This is a genomic window from Leifsonia sp. Root227 (genome assembly GCF_001428745.1).
Taxonomy (GTDB): Bacteria; Actinomycetota; Actinomycetes; order Actinomycetales; family Microbacteriaceae; genus Leifsonia.
This window is the reverse complement of sequence record NZ_LMIO01000002.1, coordinates 152,823-170,401: the sequence shown is the minus strand read 5'-3', so window position 1 is coordinate 170,401 and position 17,579 is coordinate 152,823. Positions and strand designations below refer to the sequence as shown.

Sequence of the window (17,579 nt, the reverse complement as noted above, 5' to 3'; positions counted from 1 at the left end):
GGGGACAGTCCGGACGGTCGGCGTGGCCGCGCTCAGTGCCGTCGCGCGGTCCGCCTCGGCACCCCGTCGCCGTGCGGCCCGCTCTCCGGCGTCGCGAGCACGTCGACGACCACGACCGTGACGTTGTCCCTTCCCCCGTTGCCGAGGGCCGCATCCATCAGCTGCTGGGCCGCATCCAGTGGGGAGGCGCCCTCGCCGAGGAAGTACCGGATGCCGTGCTCCGTCAGCTCCTTGGTGAGCCCGTCCGAGCAGACGAGCAGCCGCGAGCCGGCGACGATCGGGATGAGGAAGAAGTCCGGGACGGGGTCCTCGTTGAAGCCGACGGCGCGGGTGATCACGTTGCTGTGCGGGTGCACCTCCGCCTCCGCGGGGGTGATGGCGCCGGAGTCGAGAAGCTCCTGCACGATCGAGTGGTCGACCGTGACCTGCTCCAGCGTTCCGTCGTGGTAGCTGTACACCCGCGAGTCGCCGATGTTGAACACCAGCCAGTACGGGGCGCCGTCGACGAGGGTCAGAGCGATGCCCGTCACGGTTGTGCCGGTTCCCAGGTCGGTGTGGCCGACGCCGCGACCCATGTCGTCGACAGCGGCGCGTAGCGCACTGGTGAGGGCTTCCTGGCCGATGAAGTCGACCGAGACCTGCTCGGCGAGCCTGGTGACGACCGCCGTGCTGGCGAAGTCGCCTGCGGTGTGGCCGCCCATCCCGTCCGCGACGGAGAAGATCGGCGACCGCGCGAGCAGGCTGTCCTCGTTGACGGACCTTCGATAGCCTTTGTCGCTCAGCGCCGCCCAGGCGAGGCTGATCTGCGCGTCGGAATCGCCAGGCACGGCCACGGTATGGCGTCTGTTGCTGCGACCGATCTGGGTCACTCGCGTCCTCTTCTAGTCGGTTCGGATGCGTCGTCGCCAGCGCGTCCGCCTGCGGCAACGATCTCGATGATATTACCGTCGCCGATCTCCACGGTCGTGCCGGAGAGCACGACGACGGACTGTCCTGGCCGGAGCCGTGACTCGTTCCCCGTGGCAGAAGTGACCATGGTGCCGTTGGTGGAGCGCAGGTCGGTGACGACCACCGCGTCGCCCTCCTGCTCGATCCTGACGTGCGTCGACGATACCTCGTGATCAGGCGACGCGACCGCCACCAGCCGCGGAGGAGCCCCGGAGTCGATGCGCGGAGCGGTCGGCCTCCTGCCGATCAGGACGGGCAGGTCGAGCTCGAAGACCTCTCCGGATGCGAGCCGGATCGCGTACTGCGACGGCGCGGGAGGGAGGATCACGGGCTGCGTCGCCGCCGCCGTGTCATCCGTCCATGCGTTCGTATACGGCTCGGGCGTGTCGGAGGGCGGCTCGATGTCGACAGCGCCCTGCAGCTCGTGCCGGGCGGCGACGACGGGCCCGGAGGGCGACACCTCCGTCTCGTGGGCGAAGATGCTCGCCCCGCGCCTGGCCCGGATGATCGTCTCATCGGAGACACGGTCGGCATCCGGATCGCCTGGCGCCCGCTCCTGCTGCGCTGCGTCCTGCCCCTGTCCGTGGCCCTGCCCCGATCCGCCGCCGACGTAGCGCCCAGGCGCCGTGCGCTCGACCCGCTCGATCGGCGACAGCGTCCAGGTCAGCAGCTCGCCGTCAACGACACCGAGGCCGACGGGAAGCGAGCCGACGCTGAGCCGGGCGACGGGGCCTGTCGGCAGGTCGTCCCCACCGATCACCAGCCCGATCACCGACCGGAACTCGGCGAGCACCCACGGCTGCACACCCCCGGCGGAGAACCTCCTGGACCCGCCGACGGAGAAGACGTCGATGGCCGCCGTGCCGCGCACGACCGCCGTCACCAGCACCTCGCCGGCCGCGTTCGGCTCGGTGAGCTCTGCGACCGCGAACGAGCGCACCGCATCCTGACCCACCAGGGGAAACGCGCCGACCACGGACTCGATGGTCGCCAGCTCGGAGTCGGCCAGCCACCACACCGTGTCCACGATCGCATCGGCGACCGAGCTCTCCACGGCAGCGACGAACCGCTTTCCTGCGATCAGCAGCCACCTCGACGGGCCAGCGACCGGCGCGTACCTGACGTACCCAGGAGACACCGAGGTTCCTCCCATGGATGTGGTCGTGGTGGGTTACGAGCCGATGTAGCTCATGACGTGCTTGATCCGAGTGTAATCTTCGAAGCCGTACGCCGAGAGATCCTTGCCGTATCCGGAGTGTTTGAACCCGCCGTGCGGCATTTCGGCCACTAGCGGGATGTGCGTGTTGATCCAGACGCAGCCGAAGTCGAGTCCCTTCGCCATGCGCATCGCTGTGCCGTGGTTCTGCGTCCACACCGACGAGGCCAGCCCGTACTGCACGCCGTTCGCGAAGCGCAGAGCCTCCGCCTCGTCGCTGAACTTCTGCGCCGTGATGACCGGACCGAAGATCTCGTCCTGCACCACCTCGTCGTCCTGGACGACATCGGAGACGATCGTCGCCTCGTGGAAGTATCCCCTGTCGCCCTGGCGGTGACCGCCGAGCGCGAGCGTGGCGTGGTCGGGCAGCCTGTCGATGAAGCCCTCCACCTTGGCGAGCTGGTCGGCGCTCGACAGCGCTCCGAAGAACACGCCGTCCTCGCGCGGTCCTCCCGTCTTCGCGTTGTCGCGGGCGTACTCGGCGAGCGCCGCCACGAACTCGTCGTGCACGCCGTCCTGCACCAGGACCCTGGTGGCCGCCGTGCAGTCCTGCCCCGCGTTGTAGAAGCCGGCACTGGCGATGCCCTCCGCCGCCGCCGCGATGTCCGCGTCGTTGAAGACCACGACGGGCGCTTTGCCGCCGAGCTCCAGGTGCACGCGCTTCAGATCGAGCGCCGCCGACCCTGCCACCTGCATCCCTGCCCGGACGGACCCGGTGATCGACACCATCTGCGGGATGCGGTCGGCGACGAGCGCACGGCCGGTGTCCCTGTCGCCCGTGACGACGTTGAACGCTCCCGCCGGGAAGAACTCGGAGGCGATCTCGGCCAGCAGCAGCGACGACGACGGTGTCGAGTCGCTCGGCTTCAGGACAACGGTGTTGCCTGCGGCGAGCGCAGGCGCGATCTTCCAGATGGCCATCATCATCGGGTAGTTCCACGGCGTCACCTGCCCGATCACGCCGATCGGCTCGCGGCGCACGAACGAGGTGTGGTCCTTGAGGTACTCCCCCGCCGACTTGCCTTCGAGGTTGCGGGCGGCGCCCGCGAAGAAGCGCACCTGGTCGATCATCGGCTCGACCTCGTCCGGCACGATGCCGCCGCGCGGCTTGCCGGTGTCGCGCATCTCGACGTCGGCGAGCTCCTCTGCTCGCTCCTCCAGTGCGTCGGCGAACTTGAGCAGGGCCAGCTGGCGCTCGCTCGGCGTGGTGTCTCCCCAGGTCTCGAACGCCCCGGCTGCCGCGCGGTACGCATCCGCGACGTCCTCCTCGGTGGAGACCGGCGTCGTCGCGATGACCTCCTCTGTCGCAGGGTCGACGATGTCGAGGCGTTCTGTCGCTCGCGATTCGACGTAGTCGCCGCCGACGAAGTTCTTCAGTTCACGGATGCTCATCGCATTCCTCCAACGTTCGCGCTGTTTCCTGGGCACGCGGCTGTTGCACGACAACGGCGTCGCCCGCCGGGCTCATGACCCGACGAGGCGACCATACCCGAGTGTCCTGCGCTCCGCCTCAGCCGATGTACGACATCACGTGCTTGATGCGCGTGTAGTCGTCGAAGCCGTACATCGACAGGTCTTTCCCGTAGCCGGAGTGCTTGAAGCCTCCGTGCGGCATCTCGGCGACGATCGGGATGTGCGTGTTGATCCACACGCATCCGAAGTCCAGGTTCTTCGCGAAGCGCATCGCGGTGCCGTGGTCCTTCGTCCAGACCGAGGATGCCAGGGCGTACTGCACGCCGTTCGCCAGGCGCAGCGCCTCCGCCTCGTCGGTGAACTTCTGCACGGTCTGCACCGGACCGAAGATCTCGTTCTGCACCGCCTCGTCGTCCTGGCGGAGGCCGGACACGATCGTAGCCTCGTAGAAGTAGCCTTTGTCGCCCTGCCGGTGGCCGCCGAGCTGCACGGTCGCGTGGTCGGGCAGCCTGTCGATGAAGCCACTCACCTGGGCGAGCTGGTTGGCGTTGTTGACAGGGCCGAACAGGATGCCGTCCTCTCGTGGCGCTCCCGTCTTGGCGTTGTCGCGGGCATATGCGGTGAGCGCTGCGACGAACTCGTCGTGGATGCCCTCCTGCACCAGCAGGCGGGTCGCCGCCGTGCAGTCCTGGCCGGCGTTGAAATATCCGGCCGCCACGATTCCTTCGACGGCCTGCTGGATGTCCGCATCGTCGAACACGATGACGGGCGCCTTGCCGCCGAGCTCCAGGTGCACGCGCTTCAGATCGAACGACGCCGCGCGCGCCACCTCCATCCCCGCCCGAACGGAACCGGTGATCGAGATCATCTGCGGGATGGGGTCTGCCGTCATCGCGGCGCCGGTGTTCCTGTCTCCCGTGATGACGTTGAGCACGCCGGCGGGAAGGAACTCGGAGGCGACCTCGGCGAGCAGTAGCGTGGACAGCGGCGTGGTGTCCGAGGGCTTCAGCACCGTCGTGTTCCCGGCGGCGAGCGCAGGCGCGAACTTCCAGACCGCCATGTTGAGCGGGTAGTTCCACGGCGTCACCTGGCCGACGACGCCGATCGGCTCGCGGCGCACGAAGGAGGTGTGGTCCTTCATGTACTCGCCGGCCGAGCGGCCCTCGAGGTTGCGCGCCGCTCCTGCGAAGAAGCGGATCTGGTCGACGGACGGCATGATCTCGTCGTCGACGAGGGTGGCACGGGGCTTGCCGGTGTCCTGCGACTCTGCGTCTGCGAACTCCTCAGCGCGCTGCTCCATCGCGTCGGCGATCCTGAACAGGGCCAGCTGCCGTTCGCTGGGTGTCGTCTCGCCCCAGGTCTCGAACGCATCCTGTGCCGCGCGGTATGCGTCGGCGACGTCGTCCGCCGTCGAGACGGGTGAGGTCGCGTAGACCTCCTCGGTCGCCGGGTCGATGAGCGGAAGGCGCTCGTCGGACCTCGAATCGGTGAAGGAGCCGTTCACGAAATTGCGGAGTTCTCGCGTTGTCATGCCGGAAGTCTACTGATTTCGATAGAAAACGGTACAGATTCGTGCGGATTCGCTTGCCCGAAGGTCATCTCACTGACAGAATCGCTCCATGAGTTCCCCTCGGGCAGTCACTGCCGCCAAGCCTGTCCAGATCGACGACGTCTCGAAGGCGATCATCGAGCAGCTGCAGGTCGACGGCCGTCGCTCATACGCGGAGATCGGCAAAGCCGTCGGTCTCAGCGAGGCGGCTGTGCGCCAGCGCGTGCAGAAGCTGACCGAGTCGGGGGTCATGCAGATCGTCGCCGTCACGGACCCGATGCAACTCGGGTTCTACCGGCAGGCGATGATCGGCGTGCGGGTGACAGGAGACACCAGGGCGGTCGCCGACAAGCTGGCGGCGATGCCGTCCGTGGACTACGTGGTCCTCACGGCGGGGACGTTCGACATCCTCGCCGAGGTGGTCTGCGAGAACGACCTGGATCTGATCACCATGCTCAACTCCGAGATCCGAACCATCGAGGGCGTGCTCTCGACAGAGACGTTCGTCTATCTCAAACTCCACAAACAGTTCTACAACTGGGGAACACGATGACAATCACCACAGAAAACCCCGCCATCTCGACGGCCGACGAGGACGCCCTCCAGGCCAAGGCGAAGGACCACCTCTGGATGCACTTCGCGCGCCAGTCGGTGATGGAGGACGGCCACGGAGTCCCCATCATCACGCGCGGCGAAGGCCACCACATCTTCGACTCCCGCGGCCGGAAGTACATCGACGGCCTCTCCGGGCTGTTCGTGGTCAACGCGGGCCACGGGCGCAAGCGGCTCGCTGCTGCCGCGGCCAAGCAGGCGGAGGAGCTGGCGTTCTTCCCGATCTGGTCGTACGCGCATCCGAATGCCATCGAGCTCGCCGACCGCCTCGCGCACTACGCGCCGGGCGACCTCAACCGCGTCTTCTTCTCCACCGGAGGAGGCGAGGCGGTCGAGACAGCGTTCAAGCTCGCCAAGTACTACTGGAAGCTGCAGGGCCGCCCCACCAAGCACAAGGTGCTCTCCCGCGCCGTCGCGTACCACGGCACCCCGCAGGGCGCCCTCGCGATCACGGGCATCCCCGCCATGAAGGAGATGTTCGAGCCCCTGACGCCCGGCGGCTTCCGCGTTCCGAACACGAACTTCTACCGCGCAGGCGAGATGGGCGCACCGACGGACGATGTCGAGCAGTTCGGCGTGTGGGCGGCGAACCGCATCGAGGAGATGATCCAGTTCGAGGGTCCTGAGACCGTCGCCGCGATCTTCCTCGAGCCGGTGCAGAACTCCGGCGGATGCTTCCCTCCGCCCCCCGGATACTTCCAGCGTGTGCGCGAGATCTGCGACAAGTACGACGTGCTGATGGTCAGCGACGAGGTCATCTGCGCCTTCGGCCGCATCGGCCACATGTTCGCCTGCAACGAGTACGGCTACGTTCCGGACATGATCACCTGCGCGAAGGCGATGACCAGCGGATACTCCCCCATCGGCGCGACGATCATCAGCGACAAGCTGTACGAGCCGTTCAAGCACGGCAACACGTCGTTCTACCACGGCTATACGTTCGGCGGTCACCCCGTCTCCGCCGCTGTCGCGATGGAGAACCTCGACATCTTCGAGGAGGAGAAGCTCAACGAGCGCGTCCGCGAGAACTCGCCGCTGTTCCGCGCAGAGCTGGAGAAGCTGCTCGCGCTGCCGATCGTCGGAGATGTGCGCGGCGACGGCTACTTCTTCGGCATCGAGCTGGTGAAGGACAAGGCGACCAAGGAGACGTTCGACGACGACGAGTCGGAGCGACTGCTCCGCGGCTTCCTGTCGAAGGCGCTGTTCGAGGCCGGTCTGTACTGCCGCGCGGACGACCGTGGCGACCCCGTCGTCCAGCTCGCCCCGCCGCTCACCATCGGCCCTGCCGAGTTCACCGAGATCCGTCAGATCCTGGAGTCCGTCCTCACCGAGGCCGAGAACCACCTGTAACCACCCACCACACAATCGAGTCCGGACTTGTGCATGCGTTTCACGGCGTGTCGCCTGCATAAGTCCGGACTCGATCTTTTGGCGAGACGAGAGGGGACGCGCGTGGGGTACGAGCGGGTCGGGTACTGGTTCGAGTCGATCAGTGAGGCGGAGGACGGGTTCCGTCCCCGTCCGGGGCTGGGTGAGGACGTGGAGGCGGACGTCGCGATCGTCGGCGCCGGCCTCACGGGGCTGTGGACGGCGTACTACCTGCAGGAGGCCGACCCGTCGCTGCGCATCGTGCTGCTGGAGAAGGAGGTCGCCGGGTTCGGCGCCTCCGGCCGCAACGGCGGCTGGTGCTCAGCGCTCTTCCCCTGGTCGGCCTCCGCGCTGCAGGCCCGCTATGGCTTCGCCGCGGCCGTCGCCCAGCGCCGCGCGATGATCGACACAGTCGGCGAGGTCGGCCGCGTCTCGGAGAAGGAAGGCATCGACTGCGACTACGTCCGCGGAGGCACGGTCACCTTCGCCCGCTCGCGCGTCCAGCTCGCCGCGGCACGGGCGGAGTACGCCGAGGCGGCGGAGTTCGGCGTCGACACGGTGTCGATCCTCGGCACGGACACCGTGCGCAGCAGGTTCGGGGCGACGGATGCGGTCGCCGCGACGTTCACGCCGGATTGCGCGCGCATCCACCCGGCCAAACTGGTGCGCGGTCTCGCCAGGGTCGTCGAGGCGCGCGGTGCGACCATCGCGGAGAAGACCGAGGCGACGTCCTGGACGGACGGCGTCGTCACCACGGTCTCCGGCGGACTGGTGCGCACGGTCAGGGCCGGCACCGTGGTGAACGCGACAGAGGGGTACGGCTCGCAGCTGCCTCAGGTGGGCAGGCGCATCCTGCCGCTGTACTCGCTGATGATCGCGACCGAGCCGCTCTCCGACGACGTCTGGGACAGCATCGGCATCGAGCACGGCCAGACCTTCGCCGACTTCCGGCACCTCATCATCTACGGGCAGCGCACAGCGGACAACCGCTTCGCGTTCGGCGGCCGGGGCGCCCGCTACCACCTCGGCAGCACGATCCTGCCGGAGTACGACCGTGCCCCTCGCGTGCGCGACCACCTCATGCGCGCTCTGTTCGAGCTGTTCCCGGATGCGGCGGGCGCACGCATCACGCACCACTGGGGTGGCCCGCTGGGCGTCCCGCGCGACTGGCACGCGAGCGTCGGCTACGACCGGGATGCGCGAGAGGCGTGGGCGGGCGGGTACGTCGGCGACGGCCTCAGCACCACCAACCTCGCCGGGCGCACGATCGCCGATCTGATCGGCGGCCGCCGCACCGCGCTGACGGCTCTCCCCTGGGTCGGCCACCGCTCCCCGCAGTGGGAGCCGGAGCCGCTCCGCTTCGCCGGCGCGAACGCCGGCCTCGTCGGCACAGAGCTCGCCGACCTCGAGGAGCGCGTCACCGGCCGCCCATCCATCGCCGCCCGCCTGATGGCCCCCCTCACCGGCCACTGACCCCCTCCCCGGGGTGGAGGGGACCGGGGTCAGGCCTCGTCGGAGACGGGGGCGGCGAACTGGGCGTTGTAGAGGGTGTAGTACGCGCCGCCTGCCGCGAGGAGCTCGTTGTGCGTGCCCTGCTCCACGATGCGGCCGGCCTCCATCACCAGGATGAGGTCCGCATCCCGGATCGTGGACAGACGGTGTGCGATCACGAACGAGGTGCGGTCGGTGCGCAGCGCCGCCATCGCCTTCTGCACCAGCACCTCGGTGCGGGTGTCGACCGACGACGTGGCCTCGTCCAGGATGAGGACGCTCGGCCTGGCGAGGAACGCCCGCGCGATGGTCAGCAGCTGCTTCTCACCGGCGGAGACGTTGCCGCCCTCGTCGTCCAGCACCGTGTCGTAGCCGTCCGGCAGCGAGTGCACGAACCGGTCGACGTATGTGGCACGGGCAGCGTCGAGGATCTCCTCCTCCGTCGCATCCGGCCGGCCGTACGCGATGTTCTCGCGGATCGTCCCGTTGAACAGCCAGGTGTCCTGGAGCACCATGCCCATCCGGCTGCGCAGGTCGCGCCTGGTCATCGACGCGATGTCTACGCCGTCCAGCGTGATGCGTCCGGAGTCCAGCTCGTAGAACCGCATCATCAGGTTCACCAGCGTGGTCTTGCCAGCGCCGGTCGGGCCGACGATGGCGACCGTCTGCCCAGGCTGCGCCACCAGCGACAGGTCCTCGATCAGCGGCTTGTCCTCCGTGTAACGGAACGAGACGTCCTCGAACGCCAGGCGGCCCTTGGTGCCCTGCGGGCTCTCCGGGTCGGCGGGGTCGCTCGACTGCTCGTCCGCATCCAGCAGCTCGAACACGCGCTCGGCGGATGCGACGCCGGACTGCAGCAGGTTGGCCATCGAGCCGAGCTGCGTGAGCGGCTGCGTGAACTGACGCGAGTACTGGATGAACGCGGTCACGTCACCGAGCTGCATCGCGCCGCTCGCCACCTGCAGACCGCCGACGACCGCGATCACGACGTACATCAGGTTCCCGACGAACATCATCGCGGGCATGATGATTCCGGAGATGAACTGAGCGCCGAAGCTCGCCCGGTACATCTCCTCGTTCTTCAGCCGGAACTGCTCCTCCACCTCGCGGTGACGGCCGAACACCTTCACCAGGGCGTGGCCGGTGAAGGCCTCCTCGATCTGACCGTTCAGCTCGCCGGTGTTCTTCCATTGGGCGACGAACAGCTTCTGCGACCGCTTCGCGATCACCGTGGTGATGATCAGCGTCAGCGGGATGGTGATGAGCGCGATCACGGCGAGCAGCGGGGAGACGACGAACATCATCACGATCACGCCGACGACGGTGAGCAGGGAGGTGAGCAGCTGGCTCATCGACTGCTGCAGGGTCTGCGAGATGTTGTCGATGTCGTTGGTGACCCGGCTCAGCAGCTCGCCGCGCTGCATCCCGTCGAAATAGCGCAGAGGGAGGCGGTGGATCTTCGCCTCCACTTCTTCGCGCAGACGGTACACCGTGCGCTGGGTGATCCCGTTGAGCACGTACGCCTGCAGGTAGCTGAACACCGACGACAGGATGTAGAGGGCGAGCACCCACATCAGAACGCCGCCGACCGCGGTGAAGTCGATGCCGGCGCCGGGGGTGAAGGTCGTGCCGGAGAGCAGGTCGGCGAGCTGGGACTGGTGCGATGCGCGCAGCCCGGCGATCACCTGCTCCTGCGTCGCACCCTTCGGGAACTGCGACGACAGCGCTCCGGCGAAGACGAGGTTGATCGCGTTGCCGAGCAGCTTCGGCCCGAGCACCGCGAACACGACGCTCACCACGGCGAGCAGTGTGACGAACGCGATGCCGATCGCCTCCGGCCGCAGCCGGCCGACGAGCCGCTTGGCGGACGGGCCGAAGTTCATCGACTTCTCGACCGGCCCCTGCATCCCGCCGAACGGACCTCCGCCGCCAGGGCCTCGGCGGACGGGCGGACGCGCGGGGACGCGCTCCTCTGTTTCGGTGTTCTCGCTCATGCTGCTTCCTCCGCGGTGAGCTGCGACGACACGATCTCGGCGTACGTCTCATTGGACTGCAGGAGTTCGTCGTGCGTTCCCCGGCCGACCACGCGGCCGTCCTCCAGCACGATGATCTGGTCGGCGTCGACGATGGTCGACACCCGCTGCGCGACGACGATCATGGTCGCGTCGGAGACCTGACGCGACAGCGCGTGCCTCAGTCGCGCATCCGTCGCCGTGTCGAGCGCGGAGAACGAGTCGTCGAACACGTAGATCTCCGGACGCTTCACCAGGGCGCGTGCGATGGCGAGCCGCTGCCGCTGACCGCCGGAGACGTTCGTGCCTCCCTGGGCGATCGGTGCGTCCAGCTTCTCCCCCATCGCCTGGACGAAGTCGCGCGCCTGCGCGATCTCCAGCGCCTGCCACAGTTCCTCGTCCGTCGCGTCAGGCTTGCCGTAGCGCAGGTTGGATGCGACCGTGCCGGAGAACAGGTACGGCTTCTGCGGCACCAGCCCGATGCGCGACCAGAGCAGGTCGGGGTCGAGCTCCGCCACATCCACGCCGTCGACGAGCACGATACCGCTCGTCGCGTCGAACAGCCTCGGGATGAGGTTGACCAGCGTCGTCTTGCCGGAACCGGTGCTTCCGATGATCGCCGTGGTCTGCCCGGCCTTCGCCAGGAAGGTCACGTCGCTCAGCACCGGCTGCTCCGCTCCCGGGTACGAGAAGCCGACATCGACGAACTCCAGGGTGCCGTGCGCGTCCAGCTCGGTGATCGGGGACTCCGGGATGCGCACAGACGACTCGGTGCCGAGCACCTCGCCGATGCGGTCGGCGCAGACGGCGGCACGCGGCACGAGCACGGCCATGAACGTCGCCATCATCACCGCCATCAGGATCTGCATCAGGTATTGCAGGAACGCCGTCAGCGTGCCGATCTGCATCGACCCGTCCTGGATGCGGAACCCGCCGAACCAGATCACCGCGACGCTCGAGACGTTCAGCACGAGCATCACGATCGGGAACATCAGCGCGAACAGCCGCCCCGCGCGCAGTGCGGTGTCCGTGACGTCCGCGTTCGCCTTCTGGAACCTGCCGGACTCGATGTCTTCGCGGACGAACGCGCGCACCACCCTGATGCCGGTGAGCTGTTCGCGCAGCACCCGGTTGACCCTGTCGATCCGCTCCTGCATCTTGCGGAACAGCGGGACCATGCGCGAGATGATGAGCCCGACGGCCACCAGCAGGATGGGGACGCTCACCGCGATCAGCCAGGAGAGCTGGATGTCCTGCTGCATCGCGAGGATGATGCCGCCGATCGCCAGGATCGGCGCGGAGACCAGCAGCGTGCAGGTCATCAGCACCAGCATCTGCACCTGCTGCACGTCGTTCGTGTTGCGGGTGATCAGCGACGGAGCGCCGAACTTCGACACCTCGCGCTCGGAGAACTCGCCCACCTTCTGGAAGATCGAGCCGCGCAGGTCGCGACCGACCCGCATGGCGACCTTCGCCCCGAAGTACACCGCGGTGATGGAGCAGGCGACCTGCACGAGGGTGACCCCGAGCATCCCTGCGCCGACCCAGACGATGTAGTTGGTGTCGCCCTTGGCGATGCCGTTGTCTGTGATGTCGGCGTTCAACGTCGGCAGCCACAGCGACAGCAGCGCTTGAGCGAGCTGGAAGACCACCACCCCGACGAGGAGCGGCCAGTGCGGTCGGAGGAACCGGCCGAGGAGTTTGAGAAGCATGGGATCTCCTAGGGTGCGGATGCGGGCTGTGTTTCTGGTGCGGTGTGTGTTGCCGGCTCTGTCTCCGGCGCGTAGCCGGAATCCGCGGTGGGAAGGTCGGCTAGGTCGGGGAAGTCGGCGACGTCGAGCGGTTCTCCGGCGATGCCGACCATCGCGAAGCGGGCGAGGTCGTCGATGCTGAACTCGATCCCCTCGTTGAGGGCGGGGAAAGCAGACGAGAAGCTGATGAGTCGCAGGAGGTGGGCGACGCGCTCCGGCGGCCAGTTCAGCCGGTCGGCCTCCGGCTCGAGCAGCCGGCCGATGATGGCCACGAACTGGCCCCGTTCCTGCGGGACGGGCGGGCGTTGCGGGCCGACGACGGCCATGATGCGCATGACGCTCTCGAACCGCTCGCGCAGCAGGTAGAGCACGGCGCGGATCTTGTGCTCGAACGGGAGGGCGGGGTCGATGGCGCGGAGGGCATCCCGGAGCGGCTCAGGATCGAGGTACTTCTCGATCGCGGCCTGCACCAGCGTCTCCTTGTCCCCGAACGCCCGGAAGATCGTGCCCTCGGCGATGCCAGCCGCCTCGGCGATCTGCTTCGACGTGACGCCGCGCCCGTGTTCGACCAGCAGCGGGATGACCGCGTCGACGATCATCGCGCGCCTGTCCTCCACGCTCAGGGGCTGGGCGCGGGGCGTACGTTTCAGCTCGTCGTCCGTCAGATCCACGCGCTGATCCTACGCGGAGTGAGTACTCACTCACAACGACGAATTCGTTCGCTGTGAGCGAACAGAGTGTCTCCCAACGCAGTCGAGCCCAGGTCCCACCGCCGGTGCGAGCGGCGAGAGCTGGGCTCGATGGGATGAAAGCGGCTAGGCGGAAGGGGTGAAGATGTCGGTGATGGCCGCGAGGTCCTCCGCACTGGGGCGCCAGGCGGTGGCGGCCTCCGCGTTCGCGGTGATCTGCTCCGGCTTGGTGGCTCCGGCGATCACGCTGGTGAGGCCGGGCTGGGCGAGCAGCCAGGCGAACGTCGCCGCCAGCATGGTCACGCCGCGCTCGTCGCAGAACGCCTGGTAGCGCTCGATCGCATCCCACGGAGCGTTGTCGACGAGGTGTCGCCTGATCATCATGATGCGGCTGTCTGCCGGGCCGCCATCGCGCGAGAACTTCCCCGTGAACAGGCCGTTGTAGAGCGGGAAGTACGGCAGGAAGCCGAGCCCGTACTGGTTGACGGCAGGAAGCACCTCGCGCTCGGCGTCGCGCACGAGCAGGCTGTACTCGTTCTGCGACGAGATGAACTTCGGATGCCCGTTCAGCTCGGCGGTGAACTCCGCCTCCGCGATCTGCCAGCCGGCCAGGTTCGAGTGACCGATGTAGCGGATCTTGCCCTCGGTGATGAGGTCGTCGAGCGCCGCCAGCGTCTCCTCGATCGGGGTGATGGGGTCAGGCTGGTGCAACTGGTAGAGGTCGATCCAGTCGGTGCGGAGCCGTCGCAGCGACGCCTCGACGGCGAGCCGGATGTAGCGACGCGAGCCGCGCACGCCCCAGTCGGGTCCGTTGCTGCCCGCCATGTCCATCCCGAACTTGGTGGCGAGCACGATCTTGTCGCGCTTCCCGGCCAGCGACGTGCCCATCAGGGTCTCGGAGAGCCCGCGTTCCTTGCCGTAGATGTCCGCGGTGTCGAAGAACGTGACGCCGGCGTCGATCGCCGCGCCGATCACCGCGTCCGTGCCCTGCTGGGTTTCGGATGCGGTCCCTTCCCGCCCGAAGTTGTTGCAGCCAAGGCCGATGGTCGAGACGATGAGCCCCGAGTTTCCGAGAGGACGGTAGTCGATTTCTGCCATGCTCCAAGTCTATGCAGCGCTGCCGATCCCTCCACAACCGGTGGGGTCGGACGACTTATCCCCCATGTCCGTTTTCCGCGAGAACACGTCGGTGGCCCGCCGTAGAGTCTTCTCATGAGCACTTCCTTCGCCTATCTCACACGGATGCCGAGTCCGATCGGCCGCATCGAGCTGACCAGCGATGGTCACGCCATCACTTCCCTCTCCATCGAACGTTCAGGGCACCTCCCCCTCGAAGAGCACCCTGAGCGCACGACCGAGGTCCTCGAACGCGCCGAACTGCAACTGCAGGAGTATTTCGCCGGCGATCGCAAAGACTTCGACCTGCCGGTCACCCTCGAGGGCACGGAGTTCCAGCGCGCGGTCTGGCAGCAGCTCGCCGACCTCGAGTTCGGCACCTTCACCTCCTACGGCGAACTCGGCCACGGCATCGGCCGCCCCGGCTCCGGTCGCGCGATCGGCGGGGCCGTCGGCGCGAACCCCATCCCGATCATCATCGGCTGCCACCGCGTGCTGTCGTCGTCCGGCAAGATCACCGGCTACAGCGGAGGCGACGGTATCCCCACCAAGCTGTGGCTGCTCACCCACGAAGGGATCATGCTGGCAGCATGACCTCTGCGACCACCGAACCAACACAGCCAGCACCCGTCCCCGCCAGCCCTGCCGACCCGGCGAGTCCCGTTGTTTCGGCGAGTCGTGCTGTCGTCGTCGGGGACGACGGCCTGGCCAGGTGCTCCTGGTCGGCGAGCGACGCCGAGTACCGCCGCTATCACGACGAGGAGTGGGGCCGCGAGCAGCGCGACTCCCGTGCACTGTACGAGAAGCTCTGCCTCGAGGGCTTCCAGGCCGGCCTCTCCTGGATCACCATCCTGCGCAGGCGACCGGCGTTCCGCGAGGTCTTCCACGGGTTCGACGTCGAGGCGGTCGCCTCCATGACCGAGGACGACGTCGAGCGGCTGCTCCAGGATGCGCGGATCATCCGCCACCGGGGCAAGATCACCGCCACCATCTCCAACGCACGCGCCGTGCTCGCCCTGGATGTGCCGCTGAACGACCTGATGTGGAGCTTCGCGCCCGCAGCGACGGACCACCGTCGGCCGCGCGCCTGGTCGGAGGTGCCAGCTGTCACCGCTGAGTCGACAGCACTCAGCAAAGAGCTTCGTCGCCGCGGCTTGCGCTTCGTCGGCCCCACAACCATGTACGCCCTGATGCAGGCCACCGGCATGGTCGACGACCACTTCGAAGGCTGCTTCCGCGCCTGACGCCGGCGCGGGACGCTCACCCGACCACGAGGCCCATGCCAGCGGGATGCCGGGTCCGTCCAGCGAAGGCGGTCCGACCAGCGCGCTCATGAGCCGACCAGCGGAAGAGGGTCGGGCCGACGACGGTACTCGTTTCGAAGCGCCGGATTCTCGCTCGCGATGACACCTCCGCACGTGCCCGACCGCAGGCGGAAACTAGTGTGTCATCGCGCATCCGGCCTGGGAGATCGGCGTGAGGGGATCACGCCGGGTTTCCGTGACGTCGGCCCGACTGATAAACGAGATGAAGCGACCGTTCGACTTCGAACGCCCCCCATCACCCCGTTGGCTGGCTGGCTCCTCCTCATTGCTCGCATTACCCGATGCGAAGCTATCCGAGACGCTTCACCTACCATTGAGCATATCTCAGTTTTTGAAACTCCACCACTGATTCACGCACAATTTCGACACCGGGCCCACGCCCGCTTCCCGTCCCGCACACGTCCACTGCGCGGATCGGCCGCCGCGCGCACGCCCGGCGCACTCAGCGGCTGGCAAGGACTCAGCGGAGCACAGCCATCAACTTGCCGGGCTCCCCCGCCACCTCTGGCACGATCAGCTCCAGGTCGCCTGAGGCGTCGTCCGCCTTCCGCAACTCGTAGCCTTCCGCCGCGGCCCAGGCGAGCAGCTCGTCCGTGGTCGCGAAGTCGATGCCAGCCTCGATCAGCGCGCGGGTCAGCAGACCCTTCGCCTGCTTGTTGAAGTGGTTCAGCGCGCGGACGTGGCCGCCTGCGTCCCTGGCGAGCACGCGCACGTAGTGGGCATCCGGCCGCTCAGGAATGGGTCCGAGCGCGGCGTAGCCTTCCGACCGCAGGTCGATGATCAGCCCGGGATGCGCGTCGAACACCGCAGCCACGGCGGGCGCCCACCGCTTCTTCAGCGTCGCGACGCCCTTCTCGAGCGACAGGCGCGAGTCGAACGACAGCCGGTACGCAGGGATGAGGTCGGTCGCCGCGACCGGACCGAGCAGCGCGGACTGGACCACCACCGTCGCTCCCGCGAACGCCCACTGGTCGTCCGTCAGGCTCTCCGCATCCAGTGCGTCGTAGAGCACGCCGGTGTATCTGCGGAGCGCGGGCATCGTCGCCGACGAACGGATCGCGCGGTTCCGGTCGACCTCGGCGGCCTGCTTGGGACCGAGCTTCAACGCCCGGATGCTGTGCTCGCGGTTCCTGGAGAGCGCAGCGACAGCGGCGAGCACGCTCCTGCGGACCGGTTTGAGGGCGCCGAAACGTAGTCGGTCGAGGTCGAGCGGGACTTCCGCTCCCCCGTCGCGCTTGGTCTCGGAGGGCGGAAGGAGAATGAGCAACCTAGGCCACCAGGAAGTCGAGAGCGATCTCGACGTTCTGGCCGAGCGGGGCTGCCGTGTCGATCGTCACGCGCGGCAGGGTGGCGCACGCGCCCCTCCACTCGTCGTACTCGTCGACGCTCTGTTCCACGGCGTACGCGGCCGTGAGACCCTGACGCTTCGCGAGGCGCGACTGGTGCAGTTCGTCGTCCGAGCAGACGACCTCGATGACGCGCAGCTTCACGCCAGAGCGCTCCGCGAGGTCGCGCCACTGCAACCGGGCGGGCTCCACGGCGTTCACCGCGTCGACGATCACGGAGTGACCGGACTGCAGCACCTGCTCAGCCATCGTCTCGGCCACGAGGTAGGCCGCGAGGCCGGTCGGCTGGTCGGAGTCGATGCCGGCGCGCAGAATCGACACCTCGATCGGGTCGACCGACACCGTGGTCGCGCCGAGGCGGGCGCCGATGATCTCGGCGATGGTCGACTTGCCGGAGCCGGGCAGGCCCGCCATCGCGATCAGGATGGGGACGCGGACGTCGCCGAACTGACGATCGACGATGACGGGCTGCTCGGTCATGTCAGACGAGCTCCGCCTGGCGGGCCACCACCGTGACCGTGTTGTTCTCCACGGAGAGGAAGCCATCGTCGGCCTGGGCCTTGATCGACTCCCCACCGTTCAGGGTCACACGCACCTCGCCGGAGGCGAGGATGGCCAGCAGCGGTTCGTGGCCGGGGAGAATACCGATCTCACCCTCGACCGTCTTCGCGACGACCATGCTCGCCTCGCCCGACCACACTTCGTGGTCGGCGGCGACGACGCTGACATTGAGGACAGCCATT

At 67.8% G+C, this 17,579-nt stretch carries 16 protein-coding genes; 5 read left to right on the top strand and 11 right to left on the bottom strand.

Annotated elements, in window-relative coordinates; genetic code table 11:
* Positions 1–32: 32 nt before the first annotated feature.
* From ASE16_RS05740 to ASE16_RS05725, 4 genes are all read right to left on the bottom strand, one after another.
* Entirely contained in the window at positions 33–869 is an 837-nt protein-coding gene (locus ASE16_RS05740; RefSeq protein WP_055892103.1) for a protein phosphatase 2C domain-containing protein, read from the bottom strand.
* Positions 866–2,086 (bottom strand): FHA domain-containing protein, encoded by a 1,221-nt coding sequence (locus ASE16_RS05735; protein WP_082581268.1) that lies wholly within the window; start codon positions 2,084–2,086, stop codon positions 866–868. Before ASE16_RS05735 ends, ASE16_RS05740 begins: the two co-directional genes overlap by 4 nt.
* Before the next feature lie 33 nt (positions 2,087–2,119).
* Positions 2,120–3,556 carry a gamma-aminobutyraldehyde dehydrogenase gene (locus ASE16_RS05730; RefSeq protein WP_055892096.1) on the bottom strand — a complete coding sequence of 479 codons (1,437 nt, stop codon included), beginning with the start codon at positions 3,554–3,556 and terminating at the stop codon, positions 2,120–2,122.
* 118 nt (positions 3,557–3,674) lie between these two features.
* Complete coding sequence (locus ASE16_RS05725; protein WP_055892093.1) at positions 3,675–5,108, bottom strand: gamma-aminobutyraldehyde dehydrogenase; 1,434 nt, start codon at positions 5,106–5,108, stop codon at positions 3,675–3,677.
* Between the two features lie 88 nt (positions 5,109–5,196).
* On the opposite strand from ASE16_RS05725, the gene ASE16_RS05720 reads away from it, so the two are divergent.
* From ASE16_RS05720 to ASE16_RS05710, 3 genes are all read left to right on the top strand, one after another.
* A complete protein-coding gene (locus ASE16_RS05720) occupies positions 5,197–5,679 on the top strand; it encodes an Lrp/AsnC family transcriptional regulator (RefSeq protein WP_055892090.1) in 483 nt (160 codons plus the stop codon).
* Positions 5,676–7,088, top strand: a complete 1,413-nt coding sequence (locus ASE16_RS05715; protein WP_055892087.1) for an aspartate aminotransferase family protein — start codon at positions 5,676–5,678, stop codon at positions 7,086–7,088. The genes ASE16_RS05720 and ASE16_RS05715 overlap by 4 nt, the downstream gene beginning before the upstream one ends.
* Before the next feature lie 102 nt (positions 7,089–7,190).
* Complete coding sequence (locus tag ASE16_RS05710; protein WP_055892084.1) at positions 7,191–8,579, top strand: NAD(P)/FAD-dependent oxidoreductase; 1,389 nt, start codon at positions 7,191–7,193, stop codon at positions 8,577–8,579.
* Positions 8,580–8,608: 29 nt separating this feature from the next.
* Here ASE16_RS05710 and ASE16_RS05705 read toward each other — a convergent pair whose 3' ends face one another.
* From ASE16_RS05705 to ASE16_RS05690, 4 genes are all read right to left on the bottom strand, one after another.
* The gene (locus tag ASE16_RS05705; RefSeq protein WP_055892081.1) at positions 8,609–10,591 is read right to left on the bottom strand and encodes an ABC transporter ATP-binding protein; all 1,983 of its coding nucleotides are present in this window, start codon (positions 10,589–10,591) and stop codon (positions 8,609–8,611) included.
* Positions 10,588–12,321, bottom strand: coding sequence for an ABC transporter ATP-binding protein (locus ASE16_RS05700; RefSeq protein ID WP_055892078.1), 1,734 nt, complete (start codon positions 12,319–12,321; stop codon positions 10,588–10,590). Before ASE16_RS05700 ends, ASE16_RS05705 begins: the two co-directional genes overlap by 4 nt.
* Positions 12,322–12,329: 8 nt before the next feature.
* Positions 12,330–13,031: a TetR/AcrR family transcriptional regulator gene (locus tag ASE16_RS05695; protein ID WP_235500385.1), complete on the bottom strand. Its 702-nt coding sequence runs from the start codon at positions 13,029–13,031 to the stop codon at positions 12,330–12,332.
* Positions 13,032–13,175: 144 nt separating this feature from the next.
* Positions 13,176–14,147, bottom strand: coding sequence for an aldo/keto reductase (locus tag ASE16_RS05690; RefSeq protein ID WP_055892075.1), 972 nt, complete (start codon positions 14,145–14,147; stop codon positions 13,176–13,178).
* A gap of 114 nt (positions 14,148–14,261) precedes the next feature.
* Here ASE16_RS05690 and ASE16_RS05685 point away from each other — a divergent pair, with 114 nt between their 5' ends.
* Positions 14,262–14,759, top strand: a complete 498-nt coding sequence (locus ASE16_RS05685; RefSeq protein WP_055892072.1) for a methylated-DNA--[protein]-cysteine S-methyltransferase — start codon at positions 14,262–14,264, stop codon at positions 14,757–14,759.
* Positions 14,756–15,409 carry a DNA-3-methyladenine glycosylase I gene (locus ASE16_RS05680; protein WP_082581267.1) on the top strand — a complete coding sequence of 218 codons (654 nt, stop codon included), beginning with the start codon at positions 14,756–14,758 and terminating at the stop codon, positions 15,407–15,409. The genes ASE16_RS05685 and ASE16_RS05680 overlap by 4 nt, the downstream gene beginning before the upstream one ends.
* Positions 15,410–15,950: 541 nt before the next feature.
* On the opposite strand, the gene ASE16_RS05675 is transcribed toward ASE16_RS05680, so the two are convergent.
* From ASE16_RS05675 to ASE16_RS05665, 3 genes are read right to left on the bottom strand one after another with little or no spacing between them, the layout of a single operon-like run.
* Positions 15,951–16,757: a YaaA family protein gene (locus ASE16_RS05675; RefSeq protein ID WP_055892068.1), complete on the bottom strand. Its 807-nt coding sequence runs from the start codon at positions 16,755–16,757 to the stop codon at positions 15,951–15,953.
* A 1-nt stretch (position 16,758) separates the two neighbouring features.
* Complete coding sequence (locus ASE16_RS05670; protein WP_055892065.1) at positions 16,759–17,316, bottom strand: AAA family ATPase; 558 nt, start codon at positions 17,314–17,316, stop codon at positions 16,759–16,761.
* Between the two features lies 1 nt (position 17,317).
* A complete protein-coding gene (locus ASE16_RS05665; protein ID WP_055892062.1) occupies positions 17,318–17,578 on the bottom strand; it encodes a F0F1 ATP synthase subunit epsilon in 261 nt (86 codons plus the stop codon).
* Between the last annotated feature and the right edge of the window lies 1 nt (position 17,579).

Coding starts and splice junctions, on each gene's coding strand:
- ASE16_RS05690 (WP_055892075.1), bottom strand. CDS start 14,147: ATGGCAGAAATCGACTACCGTCCTCTCGGAAACTCGGGGCTCATCGTC.
- ASE16_RS05720 (WP_055892090.1), top strand. CDS start 5,197: ATGAGTTCCCCTCGGGCAGTCACTGCCGCCAAGCCTGTCCAGATCGAC.
- ASE16_RS05665 (WP_055892062.1), bottom strand. CDS start 17,578: ATGGCTGTCCTCAATGTCAGCGTCGTCGCCGCCGACCACGAAGTGTGG.
- ASE16_RS05680 (WP_082581267.1), top strand. CDS start 14,756: ATGACCTCTGCGACCACCGAACCAACACAGCCAGCACCCGTCCCCGCC.
- ASE16_RS05730 (WP_055892096.1), bottom strand. CDS start 3,556: ATGAGCATCCGTGAACTGAAGAACTTCGTCGGCGGCGACTACGTCGAA.
- ASE16_RS05715 (WP_055892087.1), top strand. CDS start 5,676: ATGACAATCACCACAGAAAACCCCGCCATCTCGACGGCCGACGAGGAC.
- ASE16_RS05685 (WP_055892072.1), top strand. CDS start 14,262: ATGAGCACTTCCTTCGCCTATCTCACACGGATGCCGAGTCCGATCGGC.
- ASE16_RS05705 (WP_055892081.1), bottom strand. CDS start 10,591: ATGAGCGAGAACACCGAAACAGAGGAGCGCGTCCCCGCGCGTCCGCCC.
- ASE16_RS05700 (WP_055892078.1), bottom strand. CDS start 12,321: ATGCTTCTCAAACTCCTCGGCCGGTTCCTCCGACCGCACTGGCCGCTC.
- ASE16_RS05725 (WP_055892093.1), bottom strand. CDS start 5,108: ATGACAACGCGAGAACTCCGCAATTTCGTGAACGGCTCCTTCACCGAT.
- ASE16_RS05670 (WP_055892065.1), bottom strand. CDS start 17,316: ATGACCGAGCAGCCCGTCATCGTCGATCGTCAGTTCGGCGACGTCCGC.